Here is a 21,369-nt window from a genome sequence, read left to right as displayed (position 1 = left end):
GTACCCGAACGGGTGACGGGCAAACCCGGCGCCGGGACCGTCCACTCGGGAACGTCCACACGGGCCGGACCCGTCAGCCGGCCGTCCGCACGGGCCGGTCGAGGGCCAGCGCCCGCCGCACGTCCGGGTAGAGCGCGAACACCTCGTCCAGCCCGGACGCCCTGATGGTGCGCAGCACGGCCCGGTGGGACGCCGCGATGCGCAGCGAGACGCCGGTCGCGGTGGCCCGGTGCTGGTGCGTCAGCAGCTCGTTGAGCCCGGCGGAGCCGAGGAACGTGACGCCGCTCAGGTCGGCCACCACGGGGAACGGTGGTGTCGCCATGGCGATGGCGGTCCGCAGCTCCAGGCCCAGTGCGGGCACCGTGAGCTGGTCCATCTCGCCGGCGGCGCGCACGACGACCGCGAGTCCGCAGACCTCGCGCTGCACGTTCAACGGTAATGGGAAGACGTTCGGCATGGCAGTGCCTCCTCGTCCCTCGCGGCCTCGTGCCGGGAGAAGGGACGCAGCTGCAGGCTCAACTGCTCACCACGAACATTAGCCGTTCAAATGACTTTTGCACACCCGCGGTGCTCGCTCAGCCGTCCTGGGCGGGCAGTTTCCGGGTGGTGGTCAGGTGTTCGGCGATCTCCCTCAGTTTGAGGTTGGTGTGCTGGCTGGTGCGGACGAGGACGGCGAACGCCTGGTCGGCGTCGATCTGGTGGCGTTCCATCAGGATGCCCTTGGCCTGGCCGATCAGGTCGCGGGTCTGCACGGCGGCACTGAGCTGCCTGCGTTCCTGGGCCGACGCGAGAGCGATCGCGGCGTGCCCGGCGAACAGGCTGCCGACGTGCTCGGACTCGTCGTCGAACGCGTGGGTCTGCGCCGAGTAGAGGTTCAACGCGCCCAGGTCCTCGTTCTCCACGAAGAGCTGGAACGACAGCATGCTCCCGACCTTGAGGTCGACCACCCTCTGCGAGAACTCCGTCCAGCGCCCGTCCGCGACGACGTCCGGCACCGGGACGATCTTCGCCTTGTACAGCGCTGTCAGGCACGGGCCCTCGCCGGAGTCGTACTGCGCCTGGTCCACCTGGCACGGCAGGTCACCGGTCGTCGCGACCGTCTTGATCTCCTTGCGGCCCAGGATCGTCATGATCCCCGCGTGTTCGGCCCCCGGAATGGACCCGACGGCGGAGTGGACGATCGCGTCCATCGTCTCCTGTTCGCCCTGCTGCCGCTGCAGGCGGCGGGCGATCTCGGTCAGGTGGGCGGCCAGGTCCGGCGTGTCATGGGCCATTCGTAACGGGTACCCGCGGACGACGCCGCTCAACCGGATCCTCGCCGCGGGACAGGCCGCAGGGCTAGGGTGCCGCCCCGTTCCCCTGCGGTACTGCTGGACGTCGGATCAGCGGAACGGAGGGGTGATGGTTCGACGGAAAGCGGTCTCGCACCTGGTCGCGGTGGTGGCGTTGACCCTGGGACTGGCGGCGCCCGCCTCGGCGGCCGGGGCGCGGTTCTGGGAGCTCCAGCTCAACCTGTGCAACAGCGGGATCGCCGGGTGCTACCAGCAGGGGCGGTCGGTGGCGGAGGCCGCCGACCTGGTCCGGTCGGTGCGGCCGAACGTGGTGACGCTCAACGAGATCTGTGCGAACGACCTGCCTGACCGGCTGACACCCGCGCTCGCGGCGGCGTGGCCGGGTGACCAGGTGTACTCGGTCTTCACCGCGGCCGTGCGGCGGGACACGGGCACGCCGGTCAAGTGCACCAACGGGCAGGACTACGGCAACGCCGTGCTCGGACGGGTGGCGGCGGGCAGCTACCAGGGCGTCCGCGCCTGGCGTGGCAAGTACACGGCGCAGGACAGCGGGAACGAGCAACGCACCTACGCCTGTGCGTACGCCGTGGGCGACCACCTGGTGTGCACGACCCATCTGTCGGCCAGCAGTGAACCGGTCGCGCTGGCGCAGTGCCAGTCCCTGCTGTTCGACGTGGTGCCGTCGATCAGGGCGGCCGAGGGGATCACCGGCAGGACCGTCGTCGGCGGCGACCTCAACCTGGAGTACGACACGTCCGACCCGGAGAACGCGCAGAAGTGCGTCCCGCCCGGCCACGTCCGCAAGGGGGACGGGGACGTCCAGCACGTCGTGTTCTCGAACGACCTCGCGTTCGTGAGCACCGCGAAGTACGGCCTCAGGTACACCGACCACGACGGATGGCTGGTGCGGCTGACGATGCCGTGACGCGGGTTCGGCCCGCGGGAGCGGGGTAGTCCCGTCCGAAAGTGAAAGATGTGGCCGCGCGAAGTAGTGTCGTGACCACGCTCGGTGCTTGCGGAGGTGGGATGGCCGAGGCCAGGGGTTCGTCGATCCGCCTGCGCGTCCTCGACGCCGTCACGGACGGGACGCTCAAGCAGCTCGACTTGGACAAGCTCCTGGAAGTGCTCCTCGAGAGCTCCCGCGAGCTCCTCGCCGTCGACACCGTCACCGTCCTGCTGGTCGACCGCAGCGGCACGCAGCTGGTGGCGCGCGCCACGTCCGGCCTGGAGGAGGAGGTCTTCCAGGGCGTCCGGGTCCCCGTCGGCAAGGGGTTCGCCGGCCGGGTGGCCCAGCAGCGCGAGCCGGTGCAGATCGAGCGGGTCGACCCGTCCACCGTGGTCAACCCGCTGCTGTGGGAGCACGGGCTGCGCGTGCTGCTCGGCGTGCCGATGATCGCCGAGGGCGAGCTGACCGGGGTCCTGCACGTCGGCAGCACCACGTCGCGCCGGTTCACCGACGAGGAGGTCGACGCGCTCCAGCTCATCGCCGACCGGCTGGCCGTGGCCGTCTACGTGGACAGGACGAGGTCCGAGCGTGCCGCCGCCGCGATGCTCCAGGAGAGCCTGCTGCCGTCGCGGCTGCCGAGCACCGAGGGCTGGGAGCTGGCGGCCCGGTACGTGCCCGGCGCGGAGAGCGGCGTCGGCGGCGACTGGTACGACGTGTTCGCGCTGCCCGGCGACCGCATCGGCGTGGTGATCGGCGACGTCGTCGGCAGCGGCCTGAAGGCGGCCGTCGTCATGGGACGGCTGCGGAGCGCGCTGCGGGCCTACGCGCTGGAGTACCTCGACCCCGCGCAGGTGCTGGGCAAGCTCGACCGCAAGGCCAGCTACTTCGAGACCAGCACCATGGCCACCGTCGCCTACGCGATCATCGACACCGCCACGCACCGCATGACCCTCGCCGTGGCGGGGCACCTGCCGCCGGTCTTCGCCGTGCCGGGCGCGGAGACCGCGTTCGTGCCGGTGCCGATCGGGCCGCCCATCGGGTTCGACCTCGGCACCACCGGCCGGCGCAGCACCGGGGTCGACGTGCCGCCGGGCACCCTGGTCGCGCTGTACACCGACGGCCTGGTGGAACGGCGGGGGCAGGACCTCGACGTCGGCCTGGAGCTGCTGCGGCGGACCGTCAGCCCGATGGGGCCGGAGGAGGCCTGCGGCCGGATCATGGCGACGATGGTCGGCGACCGGCAGGCGACCGACGACATCGCACTGGTCGCGATCCGCCGCAGCCGCTGAGGTTCCGCGCGGCCGATCACCGGACACGTGCCCGATTCCGCCTCGCGGGCGGGGTGGCAGCATTACGGTGGTGATCGGCGGACGAGAGTGGCGTGAGAGGCAGGACCAGGCGTGACGTCGTGGACCGATGTGATCAACTATGTCCGGCTCCGGTACGAGGTGCTCGAGGAGACCGACAGCTGGCTGCGCTTCCGCCTCGACACGCCGGGGGAGCGGACGCAGCAGGTCTCGGTGCACCACCTGCCGGACCTCGACGGTGCGGAGTGGCTCGATATCTCCTCGGCGGTGGCGCGCGCCGACGACATCGACCTCCGCCGCTTCCTGGAGCTGACCGGCGAGGGTGACGTGGGCGGTGCCGCGATCGTGGACGGGGTCGCGCTGCTCAAGCACGTGGTGCCGCTGGAGGACCTGAGCGTGCGCGAGGAGTTCGAGCGCCCGCTGACCCTGCTGGTCGGCCGCGCCGACTCCATCGAGCACGAGCTGACCGAGAAGGACCACTTCTAGGCTTTCTCAGCCGGTCGCCGCTGCCCTCTCCAGCAGGGCCAGCACGTCCGGCAGGTCGAAGAACCGGGCGACGTCGAGCGCGGACCTCGGTCCGAGCGCGGGGTCGGCGCCCGCGCCCAGCAGCAGGGTGACGCACCGCTCGGAGCGGCGGAAGACCGCCGCTCCGAGTGCCGTCTGGCCCCGGTCGTTGACCCTGCCCGTGTCGGCGCCCCGCTCCAGCAGCGCCGCGACGGTGTCCGGGTGGACGTGGTAGGCGGCGAGGATCAGCAGGGTGTCGCCGGAGCCGTTGGTGAGGTTCACCGGGATCCCCGCGTCGACCGCCCCGGCCAGCCCGGCGGTGTCGCCGGTGCGGGCCAGGTCGAACATCGAGCGCAGGACGGCGAGGTCCTCCTCCGTGAGTCCTCCGTGGGCTGCGGTCATGACCGGTCCTCTCAGGAGACGGTCGCCGGGAAGCGGTCCCACACGCGGTGGGCGCCCAGCAACGTCATCAGCTCGGTGAACACCTTCGTGGCGTCGTCGCCGGTCACGACGCCCGGGCCCGCGCAGCCGGCGGCCTCCAGGGCGGTGCGGCCGGCGCCCCACGCCCCGATGGCCTTCGCGTGCCGGAAGCACTCCTGGACCATCAGGACGACCCGCGGGTCGACGGCCGTGCCCGGTGCGCCCGCCTTCGCGTCCCTCGCCGGGACGGCGTCCGGGCCGGGCGGCGGGCTGCCCGCGAGCAGCAGCGCGTCGAACTCGACCGAGCGCGCCGTGAGGAACGTCCGCTGCGCCACCAGGCCGCTGTCGCCGATCGGACCGCCGGTCGGCGCGATCAGCAACGGCACCATGCCGCCCGCCAGGATCGTCTCGCGGACCGTGCGGACGCCGTCGAGGTCGGTGGGGTCGACCACGATGCCGATCAGGCGGCCGTCGGTGGGCCAGGTCCGCCCGACCTGCGAGAGCGCCGGGCTCGGCGTGACCTTCTTCGGCCGCACGGTGGCCGCCGGGGCCGGCAGGCCGAGGCCCGCGGCCACCTCCGCGCACAGCACCGGGTCGACGTTCGCGAGGACGCGCAGCTGCCGTTCCTTGATCGCCTGCTCGTAGCACTTGCCGAGCTCGAAGGTGAACGCGCGCACCACGTGTTCCTTCTCGACCGGCGACAGGCTCAGCCAGAACAGCCGCGGCTGCGTGAAGTGGTCGTCGAACGACGCCGGTGCCTCGCGGACCTTCACCGCCTTCGGCAACGGCTGCGCCACCTCGACGAACGGCCGGTCCGCCGCGGTCTTCGCCTCGAACGGGTTGCCGCCGTCGAGGGTGTTCGGCTTGTACGGCGCCACACCCGCGTGCACCGCGTGCTGGTGGTAGCCGTCGCGGAACATGTCGTTGACCGGCGCGTGCGGGCGGTTGATCGGGATCTGGTTGAAGTTCGGCCCGGCGAGCCTCGTCAGCTGCGTGTCGAGGTAGGAGAACAGCCGCGACTGGAACAGCGGGTCGTCGGTGACGTCGATGCCCGGCACCAGGTTGCCGAGGTGGAACGCGACCTGCTCGGTCTCCGCGAAGAAGTTCATCGTGTTGCGGTTGAGCGTGAGCATGCCGACCGGCTGCACCGGCGCGAGCTCCTCCGGCACGATCTTCGTCGGGTCGAGCAGGTCGATGCCCTCGAACGTCTGCCGCGGCGTGTCCGGGAAGATCTGCAGGCCCAGCTCCCACTGCGGGTAGGCGCCGGACTCGATGGCGTCGGCGAGGTCGCGGCGGTGGAAGTCGGGGTCGATGCCGTTGATCATCTGCGCCTCCTCCCACACCAGGGAGTGCACGCCGAGCTTCGGCTTCCAGTGGAACTTCGCGAGCGCCGTCTCGCCTTCGGCGTTGACCAGCCGGAACGTGTGGACGCCGAAGCCCTCCATCGTCCGGTAGGAGCGGGGGATGCCGCGGTCGGACATGTTCCACAGGACGTGGTGGGTGGCCTCGGTGTGCGTCGAGACGAAGTCCCAGAAGGTGTCGTGCGCGCTCTGCGCCTGCGGGATCTCCCGGTCCGGGTGCGGCTTGCCCGCGTGGATGACGTCGGGGAACTTGATGCCGTCCTGGATGAAGAAGACCGGGATGTTGTTGCCCACCAGGTCGAAGTTGCCCTCCTGGGTGTAGAACTTCGTCGCGAACCCGCGGGTGTCGCGCACGGTGTCCGCCGACCCGCGCGAGCCCAGCACGGTCGAGAACCGCACGAACACGGGCGTCTCGACGCCGTCGCCCAGGAACCCGGCCATGCAGACGTTCGACGCCGTGCCGTAGCCGACGAACACGCCGTGCGCGCCATAGCCGCGTGCGTGCACCACGCGCTCCGGGATGCGCTCGTGGTCGAAGTGCATGACCTTCTCGCGCAGGTGGTGGTCCTGCAACAACGTCGGGCCGCGCTCGCCCGCCTTCAACGAGTGGTCGGTGTCGCGCAGCCGTGCGCCGGCGGAGGTCGTGAGGAACTCGCCCTGCTGCCCCATCGCGAGCTTCGGGGCACCGGTGGGCGCGCCCGTCGGCGACACCGTCTCGGGCCCGTCCTGGTCGGCCTTGGGCGGCAGCGGGCCGCGCGGCTCGGTCGGTTCCTCGAGCGAGGGCGGCTCGCTGTTCGGGACCCCGGGAACCGGCGGGTTGACCATCTCCGTGACCTTGTCCACCGCTTTCTCGAGCGCTGCTTTCACGACCTTGCCTGGCTTGCGGGTGGCCACTGGATCCTCCTCGGAGCGGGAACGTCTGCCAGGCAGTACCCGAGTTCTCCTCGGATATGCGCGGGTGTCGGGACTTCGCCCGCGGGTACTCCGGGAGGACCGACCCGCGGAGGAGGACCCCCATGCCGTTCGCGCTGACCCGCCTGCTGGGCGCGGCGACCGCCGTCTACAGCGGCACGATCGTCGTCGCCCCGAAGGTGCTCGCGAAACCCTGTGGCCTCACCACGCCTTCGGGTGAGACTCCGCGTCCTGTCAGGACGCTCATCGGCGCGATCGGAGCGCGGGACGCGGCGATCGGCGTGGCGATGATGGTGGCCCCGCCCGGTCCGGCGCTGCGGACCGCGGTGTCCGCGCGCGTGTTCTCCGACGCCTCGGACGCCCTCGTCTTTGGGCTGACCCTGCGCGACCCCAAGGCGCGCAAGAAGGTTGTCGCGTTCGCGTTGTTCTGGGCGGGGTTGTGCGCGGCGTCGTTGCGCTGGAGCTAGCCCTGTCCGGAAGCTGAGTCCTGTGAGGACAGAAGGCGGCCGCTGAGCCAGGTCAGCGCTTCGGCGATCTGGTTCCGCGACCGGCCGCGCCGCCGTTGTTCCTGGTACACCTCGGGAGCGAGCGGTGCGAGCAGCACCTCGACCAGGCCGTCCGGCTCCGGCACGGCGGCCTCGGTCAGCAGCGCGCGCACGTGCACGCGCCAGAACCCGTAGGCGCCCGTGGCGAACCGGGCGTCACCGGTCTCCGCTCCGAGCACCAGGTGCAGGTGCCGTTCGAGCAGGGTCGTCATGGCCGCGTAGAAGGCGGCGAGCCGGTCCGCGGGCGCCGCGCCGGGGCCCAGCGGCGGCGGGCCCTCCAGCAACCGGTGCTGCAACCGGCGTTCGTGCTCGTCGAGCAACGCCGCCGCGACCGACGTCGTGTCGGGGTAGCGGCGGTACAGGGTGGCCCTGCCGACCCCCGCGGCCCGCGCGATCTCGTCCATCGTGACCTGGCGGGCGTCCTTGGTCGCGAACAGCTCCTCGGCGGCGGCCAGCACCCGCGCCCGGTTGCGCGCGGCGTCGGCGCGTTCCCTGACCGGCGGGCGTCCCGTCGTCACCTCGTGCAGGTTGTCGGCCACGACCCGATCCTACGCGATGAAGTGGACAACGCGTCCGCTTGGCGCTTACCCTCGCCGTTGTGGACACGGTGTCCGCTTATTGGGGGACGGGGTCTGTCGTGCACTTCGCGCTTCTCGCGTCAGCGTTGCTCGCCGGGTGTCTGCTGGCAGTGCAGGCGTCGGTGAACCTGCAGCTCACGAAGGCGGTGGGCACGCCGTACGGCGCGTCGACGCTCCAGTTGGGCGTGGCCACGGCACTGCTCGCCGTGCTGGCCGTGGCGGTGGGCGCGATCGGCGCGGTGGCGCTGGTCCCGTCCGTGGAGCCGTGGCACCTGCTGGGTGGCCTGGCCAGCCCGCTCTACATCACCAGCGGCATCCTGCTGTTCCCGCGGCTGGGCGCGCTCGCCGCGGCCGGGCTCTTCGTCACCGGGCAGACGCTCGCGTCGCTGGCGCTGGACGGGTTCGGCCTGCTCGGCATCCCGCGGCACCCGCTCTCCGCGGGCGTGGTCGTCGGTGTCCTCGCCGTGCTGGCGGGCATCACGGTGGTCATCCGCGCCCAGGACGCGGGCCTCGCACCGGGGAAGCGGGTGGGGTGGATCGGGCTCGGCGTGGTCGCGGGCGCGGTGCTGCCGGTGCAGGGCGCGGTCAACGCCGCGCTGCGCGCCGACCTGCACGCGCCGGTCACCGTCGCCCTGATCAGCTTCGTCGTGGCGACGCTCGCCATCTCGGTCGTGCTGCTGCTCATGCGCGCGTCCGACCGCACGCCGGCGCCGCGGCTGGCTCCGTTGAGGGGGATGCCGTGGTGGGGGTGGCTGGGCGGTGTGTGTGCGGCGGTCTACGTGACCGCGACGTTCATGCTCATGCCCGAGATCGGCGCCGCGACGACGGTCGTGCTCACCGTCACGGGCCAGCAGCTCGCGTCGGCGGTGGTCGACCACGGGGGACTGTTCCGGATGCCGCGCAGGAGGTTCACCCCGGCCCGTGCGGCCGGGCTCGCGCTCCTGGTCGCGGGGTCGCTGCTCGTCCAGCTCTTCTAGAGCGCGGAGCAGCCGTAACGGGCGTGCGGGGCGTTGGTCGCGCTCGCCCAGAACCGGTCGCCGTAGGACCAGTGCCACCACTGCGCGGGGTGGTTGGCGAGCCCGGCCGCGCCCAGTGCCGTCGACAGCACGCGCCGGGTGTCCTCGTGCGGCGGCGGGACCGGGCCGGTGCAGCAGGCCGGGAGCGGCGTACCGGAGTGGGCGGGCCCGTTCGGGTTCACGAGCGTGAGGTCGACGGCACCGCCGGTCGGATGGGGTGCCGTGCCGCACCGGTCCGGCGCGCAGTCCGGGTGCGGGCAGGGCCGGTGGCCGTCGACGATCAGCAGCCGGGCGTGGCGGGGCAGCAGGGTCTGGGCGGTCACGAGCCGGTCGACGAGACCGGAACGCAGGCGGGCGGCCCCTGCGGTGCGCAGCGGGGCGGCGGTGCTCACGTCCACGAGCACCTCGCCGTTGTCCCTGACCGGGATCAGGGCCAGGCGCGGTTCGGTCAGCGGGAGGATCATCGCGGGCTCTCCGGCGCAGGCGGTGCGGGGCTTCCGCCGCAACAGTCGGCCGCGGCCCTGCAAGAACGCTGCAACGGAATTACAGCGGCGACCTGGACTGCCGTCCGGCGGTCAGCTCGCCGTACTCGCGGGCGCCGTGGGCCTGGAACGTCTCCAGCGCCTCGGCCAGGGCGGCGTCGGCGGCGGCGTGGTCGCCCCTGGCCCGTTCCGCCTGCGCGAGGTCGCGGAGGGTGCGGGCGCAGAACAGCGTCGCCTCCATCACCCGGAACGTCTCCAGCGCGCTGACGAGCCACCGGCGGGCCTCGCCGGCGTTCCCGCACGCCAGCTCCAGCTCGCCCAGCGTGCGCATCACCATGGCCTCGGACCAGCTGTCCCGTTCGGCCCGGTGCGCGACGAGGGCGGTCTCGAGCGGTTCGCGCGCCTCGGCGAACCGGCCCTGCCGGACGTGGGTCTTGGCCAGCCCCCGCCGGCAGAACTGCACCAGCTTGGCGTCGCCCAGCTCCTCGAACAGGGCCAGTGCCGCGGCGAACGCGTCCTCGGCCTCGGTCAGCCGCCCGCAGGCGCGGTGGGTCAGGCCGATCGTGCGCAGGGTCAGCCCCTCGCCCCGGCGGCTGCCCGACCGCCGGTAGGCCGCGAGCGCCGTGTCGAGCGCGGCGCCGGCGGCGTCGAAGTCGCCGCGCTCCAGGTGCACCGAGCCGATCAACCGCCGGCAGTGACCGGTCGCGCTGTCGTCGCCGAGGCTCCCGCACGCCTGCGAGGCCTTGGCCAGGAAGTGCTCGGCCTCGGGCAGGTAGCCCTGTTCGCGGCAGGCGAGCCCGAGCGCGCTCAACGCGCTCACCTCACCGCGCGGGTCGTGCAGGTCGCGGAACCGTTCGACGGCGTCGGTGAGGTGCAGGCGCGCGTCGGCGAACCGGTCCTGCTCGTAGCGCAGCTGGCCCAGCTGGGCGAGCAGCACGGCCTCGCCGTGCGCGTTGCCGGCCTCGCGGGCCGCCCGGAGCGCGGCGCGGTGCACCCGTTCCCACAGGTCCTCGACCCGGTTCAGGGCGTAGCTCGACGCGCACAGCACCGACGCCACGGCCACCGCCAGCTCGTGCAGGCCCATCTCGGCGCTGCGCTCCACGGCGAGCACGAGCGACGCCTGTTCGACGTCGAGCCACCGCCGCGGGTCGGCGAGCGCGGTGCCGACCACCTCGGGATCGGCCGCGGTGACCCCGGCCGGCACCGGCGCGTGCGGGTGGATCGCACCGGACGTCACGCTGTCCACGACGTGCTCGCGCAGCAGTTCGAGCACCGCCGCCCAGCCGCCCACCACCCGTGCCGTCGCGGCGGCGAGGTCCGCCCTGCTCTCGCTCCGTTCGGCCTCCTCGCGCGCGTAGATGCGGACGAGGTCGTGCACGCGGTACCGCACCTGGCCCGCGTCGTCGACGAAGGTGTAGTCGACCAGGTGGTTGTCGACGAGGTGGTCGACCACCTGCTCGGCGTCGTGCTGCGGGACGTCCAGCGCGTACGCCACCACCCACGCCGGGAAGTCCGACAGCCCCAGGTGGCCGAGCCTCCTGAGCGCGGACCGCGCGGCGGGGTCGAGGCTGCGGACGCCCATCTCGACGCTCGCCCGGATCTGCTGGTCGCCCGCCGAGAGCTCGTCGAGCCGGCGGCGTTCGTCGGTCAGCCGGGTGGCGAGCAGCCGCGGCGTCCAGTGCCGCCGGGTGGCGAGCCGGGCCCCGGCGATGCGCACCGCCAGCGGCAGGTTCCCGCACGACGCCAGGATGTCCCTGGTCGCGTCCGGCGCATCGCCGATCCGGTCGGCGCCGGCGACCTTGGCGAGCAGGGCGGTCGCCTCGGCGGGCGAGAGCATGTCGACCTCGGCGTGCCGCGCGCCCGCGAGCCCGGCCAGCCGGTTGCGCGAGGTCAGCAGGACGGCGCACGAGTCGGTGCCGGGCAGCAGCGGACGCACCTGCTGCTCGGTGGCGGCGTCGTCGAGCACGATCAGCACCCGCCGGTCGAACAGCACCGTGCGGTAGGCGTCCATCCGCTCGTCGGCCTCGTCGGGGATGGCGTCGTGCTGCAACGCCCGCAGCAGCCGCCCGAGCACCTCGGCGGGGGAGGCCGGCGCGCCGCTGGTGCCGCGCAGGTCGACGTGCAGCTGCCCGTCCGGGTAGGCCCGCGACACCTGGTGGGCCACGTGGACGGCCAGTGCCGACTTGCCCACCCCGCCGGGGCCGATCAGCGCCGCGACGACCGGGCCGGTGCAGGGGGCGGTGAGCAGGCCGGTGAGGTCGCGCACGAGGTCGTCGCGGCCGGTGAAGTCGGCGGCGTCGGGCGGGAGCTGGCGCGGGACGCGCAGGCCTGAGTTCGGGGTGGTGGACGGGGCGGCGGGTGTCCGGGCGGCCGGCGGGTGGACGGGTGCGGCGGTGGGCTGGGAGTGGTCACCGGGCTGGTGGGCGGTGGGCGCCGCGGCGGTGGGCTCGCCGGCGGGCGAGTACCCGGTGATCCGGCGGGTGGCCGAGGCGGGCCGGTGGCCGCCCTGCGCGTGCTCGGTGTGCTGCCGGTCGTCTCGCGCGTGGACGTCCGGGGCGGTGCCGCCGGACGCCCCGTGCCCGGTCGCCTGGCCGGCGCGCGGGCCCAGCAGCGCCGGGTCGGCGCGCAGGATGCCCTCGTGCAGCCGGGTCAGCTCCGCCCCCGGCTCGATGCCCAGCTCGTCCACCAGCGCGTCCCTGCCCTGCCGGAACACCGCCAGCGCGTCGGCCGTGCGGCCCGCCCGGTGCAGGGCGAGCATGAGGTGGCCGCGCAGGGCGGGCCGGGTCGGATGCTGACCCACCAGGAAGGTCAGCTCGCCGATCAGCTCCTCGGCGAGGCCCAGCGCCAGGTCGGCGGCCACCCGCGCCTCGGCGACGGCGATCCGCTGCTCGTCCAGGCGGGTGGCCTCGATCGCGAGGACGCGGCTCTGCACGCCGCCCAGCGCGGGACCGCGCCACAGGGCGTCGGCGGTTCGGAAGGCGTTGGCGGCCTCGCGGTGGCGTCCGGCGGCCGCGGCGGCGCGTCCCGCGGCCACCAGCTCGTCGAACCTCGTCCTGTCCAGGCAGCCGTCCTCGACGCGGATCAGGTAGCCGGGGGCCGCGGTGCGGATGACCCGAGCGCCGGTGTCGCCGATCGTGCGGCGCAGCGTGGAGATGTAGGTCTGGATCAACGCCCTGGCGGTCGGCGGCGGGTCGTCGTCCCAGATGATGTCGACCAGCCGGTCGGTGGCCAGCACCCGGCCGGGGGCGAGCAGCAGCGCGGCCAGCAGGGTCCGGATCTTCGTGCCCCGCAACGGCACCGCGCCGCCGTCGCGCGTCACCTCCACCGGTCCGAGCAGGTGGAACTCCATGCGGACCCCCGTTCGCGAGCCTCGGCCTCCCCGCCGCCCGGGCAGGGTACCGCCGTCGCGGGGTGCCGCAGAACCGCTGTAAAGGCGTTGCGCCGCCAGTGCAGAGAAGGTGCAGGACGGCGGCAGACGCTCGTTCCCGTCGAAGCTCCTCCACAGGACCTCAAGGGGACAGCAACCCATGAACGCGAACCTCCTCCGCCGCGCCGCCGGAACCAGCCTGGTCGCCCTCGCGCTCGCCGCGGTCGCCGCCGTCGGCCCCGTCAGCGCCGCTCCCGGCTCCTCCGCCGGCAACCCGCCGCTGCCCAGCTACCCCGGACTCGTGGACGAGGGCCGGCTGGCGGCGGCCGACGTCTCCACCACAGCGGTGCCGTGCAACGACAACGGCGGCCACAAGAGCCTCACCCGCGCCCAGGTGCTGGCCCGTGCGCAGAGCTGGCTGAGCGTCGGCGTGCAGTACAGCCAGTCCCGGTGCTACCGGAACTCCTACGGCGACTACCGGACCGACTGCTCCGGGTTCGTGTCGATGGCCTGGGGGCTCGGCAAGTCCGGCAGCTACTACTACACGGGCAACCTCGGCGACGTCTCCACGGAGATCCCGCGGGCGTCGCTGCAACCCGGCGACGCGTTGCTGCGCCACGAGAACAACGCGAAGGTCGACCACGTCGCGTTGTTCGTCGGGTGGGACGACGCGGCGCACACGAGGCCGGTCGTGATCGAGCAGACCGGCTCCGCCGACACGGTCAGGCGGGCCTGGACCCAGAGCAACGCGAGCAACTACCGGCCGGTCCGCTACGACCGCATCGTCGACGGCTCCACCGGCGGCGTCGCTGCGGGAGACGTCACCGGGGACGGCAAGGCCGACCTGCTCGCCCGCCGCACGGACGGCTCGCTGTTGCTGTACGCCAACGGGGGCACCGACTCCTCCCCGTACGGCACCGGCACCGCGGTCGGCAGCGGCTGGCAGGGGTTCCTCTGGTTCCTGGCCGGGGACGTCAACGGCGACCACCGCGCGGACGTCGTCGCCGCGCAGAGCGACGGCACCCTCAGGCAGTACCTCAACACCGGCAACGCCACCGCGCCCTACGGGACCGGCAGCGTGATCGGCTCGGGCTGGCAGGGCTTCACCTCGGTGAACCTGGCCGACGTCACCGGGGACGGCCGCGCGGACCTGGTCGCCGTCTCGGCGGACGGCGTCCTGCGGCTCTACGCCAACACCGGCAGCGACTCAGCGCCGTACAGCGCGGGCGGGCAGATCGGCACGGGCTGGGGCGCGTTCATGAAGATCGCGGCCGGCGACGTGACCGGGGACGGCCGCGCCGACCTCGTGGGCGTCAACTCCGACGGCGCGCTGCTGCTGTACGTCAACACCGGCAACGCTTCCGCGCCCTACGGGCCCGTCACCGTCATCGGCGACGGCTGGAAGCCGTTCGACCGCGTCCTGCTCGGCGACACGAACGGCGACGCCCGCGCCGAGATCATCGCCACCCAGCCGGACGGCTCGCTGCGGCTGTACCTCAACAGCGGCACCGACTCCTCCCCGTACGGGACCGGCCTGCTGATCGGCGACGGCTGGCAGCAGTTCGCCTGATCCCCACGACCACGCGATCTCCGGGAGCCCACCATGCGCACCACACCGATCATCGCCCTCGCGCTCGCCCTGGCGGCCCAGCTGTTCGCCGGCACGCGGGCGGACGCCGGCACGGCCGGCACCACCGCCCTGCCGCCGGGGTACACCGTCAACGGCATCGACGTCTCCAGCCACGACCACGACGGCAAGACGCTCAACTGGGCCGACAGACGGGCGGCGGGCGAGGAGTTCGCGTTCGTCAAGGCCACCGAGGGCACGAGCTACGTCAACCCGTACTTCGGCCAGGACAACCAGGGCGCCAAGGCCGCCGGGCTCTACGTCGGCGCCTACGCGTTCGGCCGGCCCGACCTCGGCAACCCCGCGGGCCAGGCGAACCACTTCGCCGACAACCTCCAGTGGAGCACCGACGGCAGGACCCTCCCGCCGTTCCTCGACCTGGAATGGCCCTACCTCTCGGGCACGCCCGACTGCTACGGCCTGTCCCAGAGCGAGATGCGCTCGTGGATCAGCACCTTCCTGACGACGGTCCAGGCGCGCATCGGCCGCACGCCGATGATCTACACCAACGTCAACTGGTGGAACCCGTGCACCGGCAGCAGCGGCGCGTTCTCCGGGTACCCGCTCGACATCTCCAGCTGCGGCTCGACGCCGCCGTCGGTGCCGGGCTGGGGGAGCAACTGGACGTTCTGGCAGTACGACATCGACGCCTGCAAGCGCGGCGCGGCGCACGACTCCATGGTGTTCAACGGATCCGTGGCGCAGCTCGCGGCACTGGCGGGAGGATCCGGCGGGGGCGTGACGGCCGGGGACGTCACGGGTGACGGGAAGGCCGACCTGGTGGCGCGGCGGACGGACGGCACGTTGTGGCTGTACCGCAACAGCGGCAGCACCACTCCGTACGGAAGCGGTGCGCAGGTCGGCGTGAGCTGGCAGCAGTTCCTCCGGGTCCTGTCCGGGGACGTGAACGGCGACCACCGGGCGGACCTCGTGGCGGTGCGCGCGGACGGCACGCTGTGGCTGTACCTCAACGGCGGCAACGACACCTCGCCGTACGGGACCGGTACGCAGATCGGCACCGGCTGGCAGCAGTTCCGCCACGTCCTGCTCGCGGACGTGACCGGCGACTCGCGCGCCGACCTCGTCGCGGCCCGCCAGGACGGCACGCTGTGGCTGTACGCCAACGGCGGCAACGACTCCGCGCCCTACAGCGCGGGCGGCCAGATCGGCACGGGCTGGGGCGTGTTCACGAGGATCGCGGCCGGGGACGTGACCGGTGACGGCCGGGCGGACCTGGTGGGCGTCCAGCCGGACGGCACGATGTCGTTGTACGCCAACGGTGGCAGCGACTCCGCGCCGTACAGCGCGGGCGGGCGGATCGGCACGGGCTGGCAGCCGTTCGACCGCGTGCTGCTCGGCGACACCAACGGCGACAACCGCGCCGACGTCGTCGCCACCAAGGCGGACGGCTCGCTGTGGCTCTACGTCAACACCGGCAACGCCTCGGCGCCCTACAGCGCCGGTGCGCTGATCGGCGACGGCTGGCAGCAGTTCGCCTGACCCGCCGACGATCCCGAGGCCGTGGGACGCACCCGTCCCGCGGCCTCATCGTCGTGCGGCCCGCGCGGCTCGTGCCGACAGCGCGGCGAACGCGTCCTTCAGCTCCGGCGGCGAGACGACCTCGACGTCGGCGTCGAAGCGCGCCAGGTTCGCGGCGAGCGCCGCCCACGACCACGACCCGGTCAGCAGCCGGGTGCGGCCGGGGCCCGCCGCCTCCGCGGTGTCACCGCCGGTGAACGGGGCCACCTCCTCCAGCGGCAGGCCGAGGACCACCTCGCCCCGGCACGGCCACCCGCCGGTGTCCGAGCCCTTGAACCGGGCGGCCAGGAACGCCGACACGTCGCCGCCGGGCACCTCGCGGGGCGTGAAGCGCGGGCCGTTCGGCACGCGCAGGGTCATCCGGTCGGCGCGGTAGGTCCGCCAGTCCGCGCGTTCCGGGCTCCACCCCACCAGGTACCAGCGGCCCGCCCGGACGACGAGGTGGTGCGGCTGCACGCGGCGCGGCGGCCCGCCGGAGTCCGGCTTGCCCGGTGAGCGGTAGTCGAACCGGAGCTCCTCGCACGCGCGGACGGCGGCGCTCAACGCCAGCAGCAGCTCGGTGTCGACCTGGGTGCCGCGGCCGGCCGGTTCGACCTCCAGTGCGTCGATGCGCTGCCGCAGCCGCGCCGGCAGCACCTGCCGGACGGTGGCCAGCGCCCGTGCCGCGGCCTCCTCGATGCCCGCGCCCGTGCCGACGGCGATCCGCAGGGCCACGGCGAGCGCGACGGCCTGCTCCTCGTCGAACAGCAGCGGCGGCACCTGGCTGCCCGCGTCGAGCCGGTAGCCGCCGTCGGGGCCCTTCACCGCCTGCACGAGGTAGCCGAGCTCGCGCAGGCGGTCGACGTCGCGGCGGACCGTGCGCTCGCTGACACCGAGGCGTTCGGCCAGCGCCAGGCCCGGCCAGTCGCGGCGGACCTGGAGCAGCGACAGCAGCGACAACAGGCGGCTCGAGGTGGTCGTCGACGAGGAGATCGGCATGGTCTCAGGATGGCACGAGAAGCGGACGTTCCCTGTCCGGTACTGGTGACAAAGTCCCTCTCATCGCCGGAAACGCCCGGCACCGAGAACGAAGGAACCAGACACCATGCCGCTCAACGCCGTCGCCCACCTGAACTTCCACGGCCAGGCCCGCGACGCCCTCGAGTTCTACCGGTCGGTCTTCGGCGGTCAGCTGAACGTCGTCACCTACGGCGACTTCGGCGTGCCCGCCGAGGTGCCGGGCGCGAAGAACGTCGTGTTCGGCGAGGTCGTCGCCGAGAACGGCTTCCGCGTCATGGCCTACGACGTGCCGGGAGCGGACCGGCCCCTGCCGGCCGGCGAGCCCACCACCCGCCGCGAGAACGGCACCACGATCACCGAGGAGCGGTTCTTCCTGTCCGTGACCGGCGAGAGCACCGACGAGGTCGGCCCGATCTGGAAGGGCCTCGCCGACGGCGGCTCGGTGGTCGAGGAGTTCGGCCCGTCGCAGTTCTCGCCCGGTTTCGGCATGCTCGCCGACCGCTTCGGCGTCACCTGGGTCGTCCAGGTCGCGGCCGCCCACTCCTGAGCCCGAGCGAGGCGGGGTGCGCGCGCACCCCGCCCCCTGGAGGAACCCCCTGATGCACACCCGTCCCCTCGGCCGCACCGGCATCCAGGTCAGCGCCTTCACGCTGGGCACGATGATGTTCGGCCCGTACGGCAACCCCGACCGCGACGAGTGCGTGCGCATGGTGCACCGCGCACTCGACCAGGGGATCACCACGATCGACACCGCCGACGTCTACGGCGGTGACGGCGAGTCCGAACGGATCGTCGGCGAGGCCCTGCGCGGCCGCCGCGACGACGTCGTGCTCGCCACCAAGTTCAACGGCCCGATGGGCACCGGCCCGAACCGGCGCGGCAGCTCCCGCCGCTGGGTGGTCGAGGCCGTCGAGGGTTCGCTGCGCCGCCTCGGCGTCGACCACGTCGACCTCTACCAGGTCCACCACCCCGACCCCGGCACGGACGTCGAGGAGACGCTGAGCGCGCTCACCGACCTGCTGCGCGCGGGCAAGGTGCGGGCGATCGGCCACTCGAACCTGCCGCCGTCGGACATCGTCGAGGCGCAGTGGGTCGCCGAACGCCGCGGTCTCGCGCGGTTCCGCAGCGAGCAGCCGCACTACTCGATCCTGAACAGGGGAGTGGAACGCGAGATCCTGCCCGTCTGCGCACGCTTCGGGCTCGGTGTCCTGGTGTGGAGCCCGCTGTCGATGGGCCTGCTGTCCGGCCGCCTGCGCCGCGGCAGCGCCGAGAGGCCGTCGGCGGGCCGTCTGCACTGGGCGCCGCGGCACCTCACCGACGAGCGCAAGCTCGACGCCGTCGAGGCCCTCGCCGCACTGGCCGGGGAGGCGGGGCTGTCGTTGCCGCACCTCGCGCTGGGGTTCGTGACGGCGCACCCGGCCGTCTCCGCGGCGGTCATCGGCCCGCGCACGCCGCGGCAGCTCGACGACCTGCTCGCCGGGGCGGACATCACGCTGAGCGGTGACGTGCTGGACCGGATCGACGAGATCGTGCCGCCGGGGGTGGACCTGGGGCCGGTGGACGTGGAGTACGTGCCACCGGCGTTGGCGCTACCGGCCCTCCGGCGCCGTTAGCCCACGGCTGCGGGGACCACCGGCTCGACCTTCTCCCGTTCCGCCCGCACCGACGCGATGCCGGCGAGGATCAGCACGCCGCCGAAGAGCTGCAGCGGGCTGAGCTCCTCGCCGAGCAGCAGCCACGCGAAGAGCGACGCGGACACGACCTCCAGCAGGCCGATGAACGACGCCAGCCGCGACCCGAGGATCCCGGAGGCGGTGATGCCGGACGCGTAGGCCAGCGCGGTGCCGACGACCGCGACCACGAGCAGCGGCACCCACCAGGCCGTGCGCGTGTCGAACAGGACCAGGTCGTCGAACGCCGCCGTGAACGGCAGCAGGCCGAGCGCCCCGACGAGGGCCAGGACGGGCGCGGCCAGCAGCAGCCCGGCTCCGGCGAGGGCGACGGGCGGCAGGCCGTTGTTGGGGCGCGCGGCGATCACGAAGTAGACGGCGCACCCGATGGCGGCGCCGAACGCGGCGGCCAAGCCGATCGGGTCCACGGCCTGGATCGCGCCCGGCCCGATCACCAGCACCAGGCCGCCGACCGCGAGCACCGACCCGACCAGGACGACCGGCGCCGGGGTCTTCCTGCTGACCGCCCACGTGAAGCCGACCAGCAGCAGGGGCGCGAGGAACTCGATGAGCAGCGCCGTCGCCACCGGGATGCGCTGGATGGCGGCGAAGTACAGCACCTGGGTCACCGCCACGCCGACCAGGCCCATGCCCAGCACGGCCCACCGGGCGTGCCAGAGCAGGTGCCACCGGCCGCGCAACGACCACAGCACGAACGGGAGCAGCACCAGCCCGGCGGTGAGCGCGCGGGCCGTGACGGCGGCCGTCGGCGACCAGCCCGCCTCCAGCAGCGGCTTGACGAACGCACCGGAGGTGCCGAACGAGATGAACGAGACCGCTGCCGCGATCAGGCCGGTGGTCTTCGACGGGGTCCCCATGCGTGCGCGCCTCCCGGTGCCGATGCTCATGTCATGGCCTAACCTGACCTTCACCCCTGACGCTAGGCCGGTCTCGGTAAGGAGTCAATTTGCGTTTTGCCCCTGACACGGAGGAGGCCCTCGGCTTCGTGGTCGCCCTGTGCAACACCGACGCGTCGGCGTCCCGCAGCGGTGCCGACGAGCTGGCCGAGGTGGAGCAGCTCCGGGCCCTGCTGGACCGCTACGGCTACACGGGCCGCGTCGACCACGACGAGGCGGAGCTGCGCGACGTCAAGCAAGCCCGCACGCTGCTGCGCCAGGTGTGGACCCTCGGCCGCGAGGAGGCCGTCGACGCCGTGAACAAGATGCTCCGCGACGCCAAGGCCCTGCCGTACCTCGTGCGGCACGACAAGCAGGACTGGCACATCCACGCCACCGAGCCGGACGCGCCGCTCGCCGAACGGATCCGCGTCGAGGCCGCGCTCGCCCTCATCGACGTGATCAGGACGGACGAGATGGGCCGGCTGCGGGTCTGCGCCGCCGACGACTGCGCCGGGCTGCTGCTCGACCTGTCCCGCAACGGCCTCAAGCGGTTCTGCGGCGTGCGGTGCGGCAACCGGATGAACATGATCGCCTTCCGCGAGCGCCGCGCGGAGGGCGGCTGATCTTCACCTGGTCCGGTGAATGTCGATTGTGGACGTCCCGGGGTGGTACCTCCGGTGGGAAGTGCTGGTCGCAGCCACAACCAGGTGGAGGTGTCTCGGTGATCCTGCGCGACTACGGTTCCGATGCACGGCAAGGGGACTTCGTCGAGTTCAGCGTCGACGACCTGCGCGGGCGCAGGGGGGTCGTGGTGATGCTGCGCAGCGTGGGGGAGAAGCTCCACTACGTCGTGCAGGACGAACTCACCCGCGACCGGCACGAGATCCCCGTGCAACGCATCGCCTCGGTGCTCGAACGGCGCGAGCCTCCCGAGGGTGTTCACACGACCAGGTGAACGATTTGATCTTCGCGCCACCCGTGCCGCACGCTGCCGCAATTCCACGACGTGCGAGCGAGAGGTGCCATGGAGCACGAGGAGAACTGGTTCAAGGGCGCTGTCTTCTACGAGGTGCTCGTCCGGGCGTTCAGCGACTCGAACGGTGACGGCACCGGAGATCTCCGAGGGCTCGCGTCCAAGCTGGACTACCTGCAGTGGCTGGGCGTCGACTGCCTGTGGCTGCCGCCGTTCTACGCGTCGCCGCTGCGCGACGGCGGGTACGACATCAGCGACTTCCGGGCGGTGCTGCCGGAGTTCGGCACCGTCGAGGACTTCCAGCACCTGCTGGACGAGGCCCACCGGCGCGGGATCAGGGTGATCACCGACCTGGTGCTCAACCACACCTCCGACGCGCACCCGTGGTTCCAGCAGTCTCGGGAGAACCCCGACGGTCCGTTCGGCGACTTCTACGTGTGGAGCGACGACGACTCCGCCTACAGCGACGCCCGCATCATCTTCGTCGACACCGAGACGTCGAACTGGACCTACGACCCGGTGCGCGGCCAGTTCTTCTGGCACCGCTTCTTCAGCCACCAGCCGGACCTGAACTACGACAACCCCGCCGTCCAGGACGCGATGCTCGACATCCTGCGGTTCTGGCTCGACATCGGCATCGACGGGTTCCGCCTCGACGCCGTGCCGTACCTGTTCGAGCGCGAGGGCACCAACTGCGAGAACCTGCCGGAGACGCACGACTTCCTGCGCAAGTGCCGCAAGGTCGTCGACGACGAGTACCCCGGCCGGGTGCTGCTCGCCGAGGCGAACCAGTGGCCGTCCGACGTCGTGGAGTACTTCGGCGACGGCGACGAGTGCCACATGGCGTTCCACTTCCCGCTGATGCCGCGCATCTTCATGGCGGTGCGGCGCGAGTCGCGGTTCCCGATCTCGGAGATCCTGGCCCAGACGCC

21 protein-coding genes are annotated in these 21,369 nt (G+C 72.7%); 12 read left to right on the top strand and 9 right to left on the bottom strand.

The window, feature by feature from the left end; genetic code table 11:
- Window positions 1–73: 73 nt before the first annotated feature.
- A complete protein-coding gene (locus VF330_RS27340) occupies window positions 74–457 on the bottom strand; it encodes an STAS domain-containing protein (RefSeq protein WP_330854550.1) in 384 nt (127 codons plus the stop codon).
- A 118-nt stretch (window positions 458–575) separates the two neighbouring features.
- Complete coding sequence (locus VF330_RS27335; protein WP_330854549.1) at window positions 576–1,274, bottom strand: GAF and ANTAR domain-containing protein; 699 nt, start codon at window positions 1,272–1,274, stop codon at window positions 576–578.
- 127 nt (window positions 1,275–1,401) lie between these two features.
- Between VF330_RS27335 and VF330_RS27330 the strand changes: the two genes are divergently transcribed.
- From VF330_RS27330 to VF330_RS27320, 3 genes are all read left to right on the top strand, one after another.
- Complete coding sequence (locus VF330_RS27330; protein ID WP_330854548.1) at window positions 1,402–2,217, top strand: endonuclease/exonuclease/phosphatase family protein; 816 nt, start codon at window positions 1,402–1,404, stop codon at window positions 2,215–2,217.
- Between the two features lie 101 nt (window positions 2,218–2,318).
- Entirely contained in the window at window positions 2,319–3,527 is a 1,209-nt protein-coding gene (locus tag VF330_RS27325; RefSeq protein ID WP_330854547.1) for a GAF domain-containing SpoIIE family protein phosphatase, read from the top strand.
- 111 nt (window positions 3,528–3,638) lie between these two features.
- Window positions 3,639–4,031: a hypothetical protein gene (locus VF330_RS27320; RefSeq protein WP_330854546.1), complete on the top strand. Its 393-nt coding sequence runs from the start codon at window positions 3,639–3,641 to the stop codon at window positions 4,029–4,031.
- Between the two features lie 6 nt (window positions 4,032–4,037).
- On the opposite strand, the gene VF330_RS27315 is transcribed toward VF330_RS27320, so the two are convergent.
- Window positions 4,038–4,451, bottom strand: a complete 414-nt coding sequence (locus tag VF330_RS27315) for an ankyrin repeat domain-containing protein (RefSeq protein ID WP_330854545.1) — start codon at window positions 4,449–4,451, stop codon at window positions 4,038–4,040.
- Between the two features lie 11 nt (window positions 4,452–4,462).
- On the bottom strand, window positions 4,463–6,499 hold the full coding sequence (locus VF330_RS27310; RefSeq protein WP_414675462.1) for a catalase: 2,037 nt from the start codon (window positions 6,497–6,499) through the stop codon (window positions 4,463–4,465).
- Window positions 6,500–6,846: 347 nt separating this feature from the next.
- Here VF330_RS27310 and VF330_RS27305 point away from each other — a divergent pair, with 347 nt between their 5' ends.
- Window positions 6,847–7,209 carry a hypothetical protein gene (locus VF330_RS27305; RefSeq protein ID WP_330854543.1) on the top strand — a complete coding sequence of 121 codons (363 nt, stop codon included), beginning with the start codon at window positions 6,847–6,849 and terminating at the stop codon, window positions 7,207–7,209.
- On the opposite strand, the gene VF330_RS27300 is transcribed toward VF330_RS27305, so the two are convergent.
- Window positions 7,206–7,826 carry a helix-turn-helix domain-containing protein gene (locus VF330_RS27300; protein ID WP_330854542.1) on the bottom strand — a complete coding sequence of 207 codons (621 nt, stop codon included), beginning with the start codon at window positions 7,824–7,826 and terminating at the stop codon, window positions 7,206–7,208. The genes VF330_RS27305 and VF330_RS27300 overlap by 4 nt on opposite strands.
- Before the next feature lie 59 nt (window positions 7,827–7,885).
- On the opposite strand from VF330_RS27300, the gene VF330_RS27295 reads away from it, so the two are divergent.
- Complete coding sequence (locus tag VF330_RS27295; RefSeq protein ID WP_330854541.1) at window positions 7,886–8,842, top strand: DMT family transporter; 957 nt, start codon at window positions 7,886–7,888, stop codon at window positions 8,840–8,842.
- On the opposite strand, the gene VF330_RS27290 is transcribed toward VF330_RS27295, so the two are convergent.
- Together VF330_RS27290 and VF330_RS27285 are read right to left on the bottom strand one after the other, a co-directional pair.
- Window positions 8,839–9,345, bottom strand: a complete 507-nt coding sequence (locus VF330_RS27290; protein WP_330854540.1) for a hypothetical protein — start codon at window positions 9,343–9,345, stop codon at window positions 8,839–8,841. The genes VF330_RS27295 and VF330_RS27290 overlap by 4 nt on opposite strands.
- Window positions 9,346–9,424: 79 nt before the next feature.
- Window positions 9,425–12,712 (bottom strand): AfsR/SARP family transcriptional regulator, encoded by a 3,288-nt coding sequence (locus VF330_RS27285; RefSeq protein ID WP_330854539.1) that lies wholly within the window; start codon window positions 12,710–12,712, stop codon window positions 9,425–9,427.
- Between the two features lie 178 nt (window positions 12,713–12,890).
- Between VF330_RS27285 and VF330_RS27280 the strand changes: the two genes are divergently transcribed.
- The gene (locus VF330_RS27280; RefSeq protein WP_330854538.1) at window positions 12,891–14,300 is read left to right on the top strand and encodes an FG-GAP-like repeat-containing protein; all 1,410 of its coding nucleotides are present in this window, start codon (window positions 12,891–12,893) and stop codon (window positions 14,298–14,300) included.
- A gap of 33 nt (window positions 14,301–14,333) precedes the next feature.
- Window positions 14,334–15,857, top strand: coding sequence for a GH25 family lysozyme (locus VF330_RS27275; protein WP_330854537.1), 1,524 nt, complete (start codon window positions 14,334–14,336; stop codon window positions 15,855–15,857).
- 45 nt (window positions 15,858–15,902) lie between these two features.
- On the opposite strand, the gene VF330_RS27270 is transcribed toward VF330_RS27275, so the two are convergent.
- Entirely contained in the window at window positions 15,903–16,874 is a 972-nt protein-coding gene (locus tag VF330_RS27270; protein WP_330854536.1) for a helix-turn-helix transcriptional regulator, read from the bottom strand.
- A 106-nt stretch (window positions 16,875–16,980) separates the two neighbouring features.
- On the opposite strand from VF330_RS27270, the gene VF330_RS27265 reads away from it, so the two are divergent.
- Both VF330_RS27265 and VF330_RS27260 read left to right on the top strand, forming a co-directional pair.
- On the top strand, window positions 16,981–17,442 hold the full coding sequence (locus tag VF330_RS27265) for a VOC family protein (RefSeq protein WP_330854535.1): 462 nt from the start codon (window positions 16,981–16,983) through the stop codon (window positions 17,440–17,442).
- Window positions 17,443–17,494: 52 nt separating this feature from the next.
- Window positions 17,495–18,508, top strand: a complete 1,014-nt coding sequence (locus VF330_RS27260; protein WP_330854534.1) for an aldo/keto reductase — start codon at window positions 17,495–17,497, stop codon at window positions 18,506–18,508.
- Here the strand turns inward: VF330_RS27260 and VF330_RS27255 are convergent.
- A complete protein-coding gene (locus VF330_RS27255) occupies window positions 18,505–19,443 on the bottom strand; it encodes an EamA family transporter (RefSeq protein ID WP_330854533.1) in 939 nt (312 codons plus the stop codon). The two genes, VF330_RS27260 and VF330_RS27255, sit on opposite strands and share 4 nt — an antisense overlap.
- A gap of 89 nt (window positions 19,444–19,532) precedes the next feature.
- Here VF330_RS27255 and VF330_RS27250 point away from each other — a divergent pair, with 89 nt between their 5' ends.
- The 3 genes from VF330_RS27250 to VF330_RS27240 form a co-directional block, all read left to right on the top strand.
- Window positions 19,533–20,087 carry a CGNR zinc finger domain-containing protein gene (locus VF330_RS27250; RefSeq protein WP_330854532.1) on the top strand — a complete coding sequence of 185 codons (555 nt, stop codon included), beginning with the start codon at window positions 19,533–19,535 and terminating at the stop codon, window positions 20,085–20,087.
- Window positions 20,088–20,185: 98 nt separating this feature from the next.
- The gene (locus tag VF330_RS27245; RefSeq protein ID WP_330854531.1) at window positions 20,186–20,419 is read left to right on the top strand and encodes a hypothetical protein; all 234 of its coding nucleotides are present in this window, start codon (window positions 20,186–20,188) and stop codon (window positions 20,417–20,419) included.
- Between the two features lie 69 nt (window positions 20,420–20,488).
- Window positions 20,489–21,369, top strand: an 881-nt coding sequence (locus tag VF330_RS27240; protein ID WP_330854530.1) for an alpha-amylase family glycosyl hydrolase, incomplete at its 3' end; no start/stop codon positions are given.

The organism is Lentzea sp. (genome assembly GCF_036380075.1).
In the GTDB taxonomy this organism is placed as follows: domain Bacteria; phylum Actinomycetota; class Actinomycetes; order Mycobacteriales; family Pseudonocardiaceae; genus Lentzea.
Note: the sequence above shows the minus strand (reverse complement) of the source record. Positions and strands in the feature narration are given on the sequence as shown.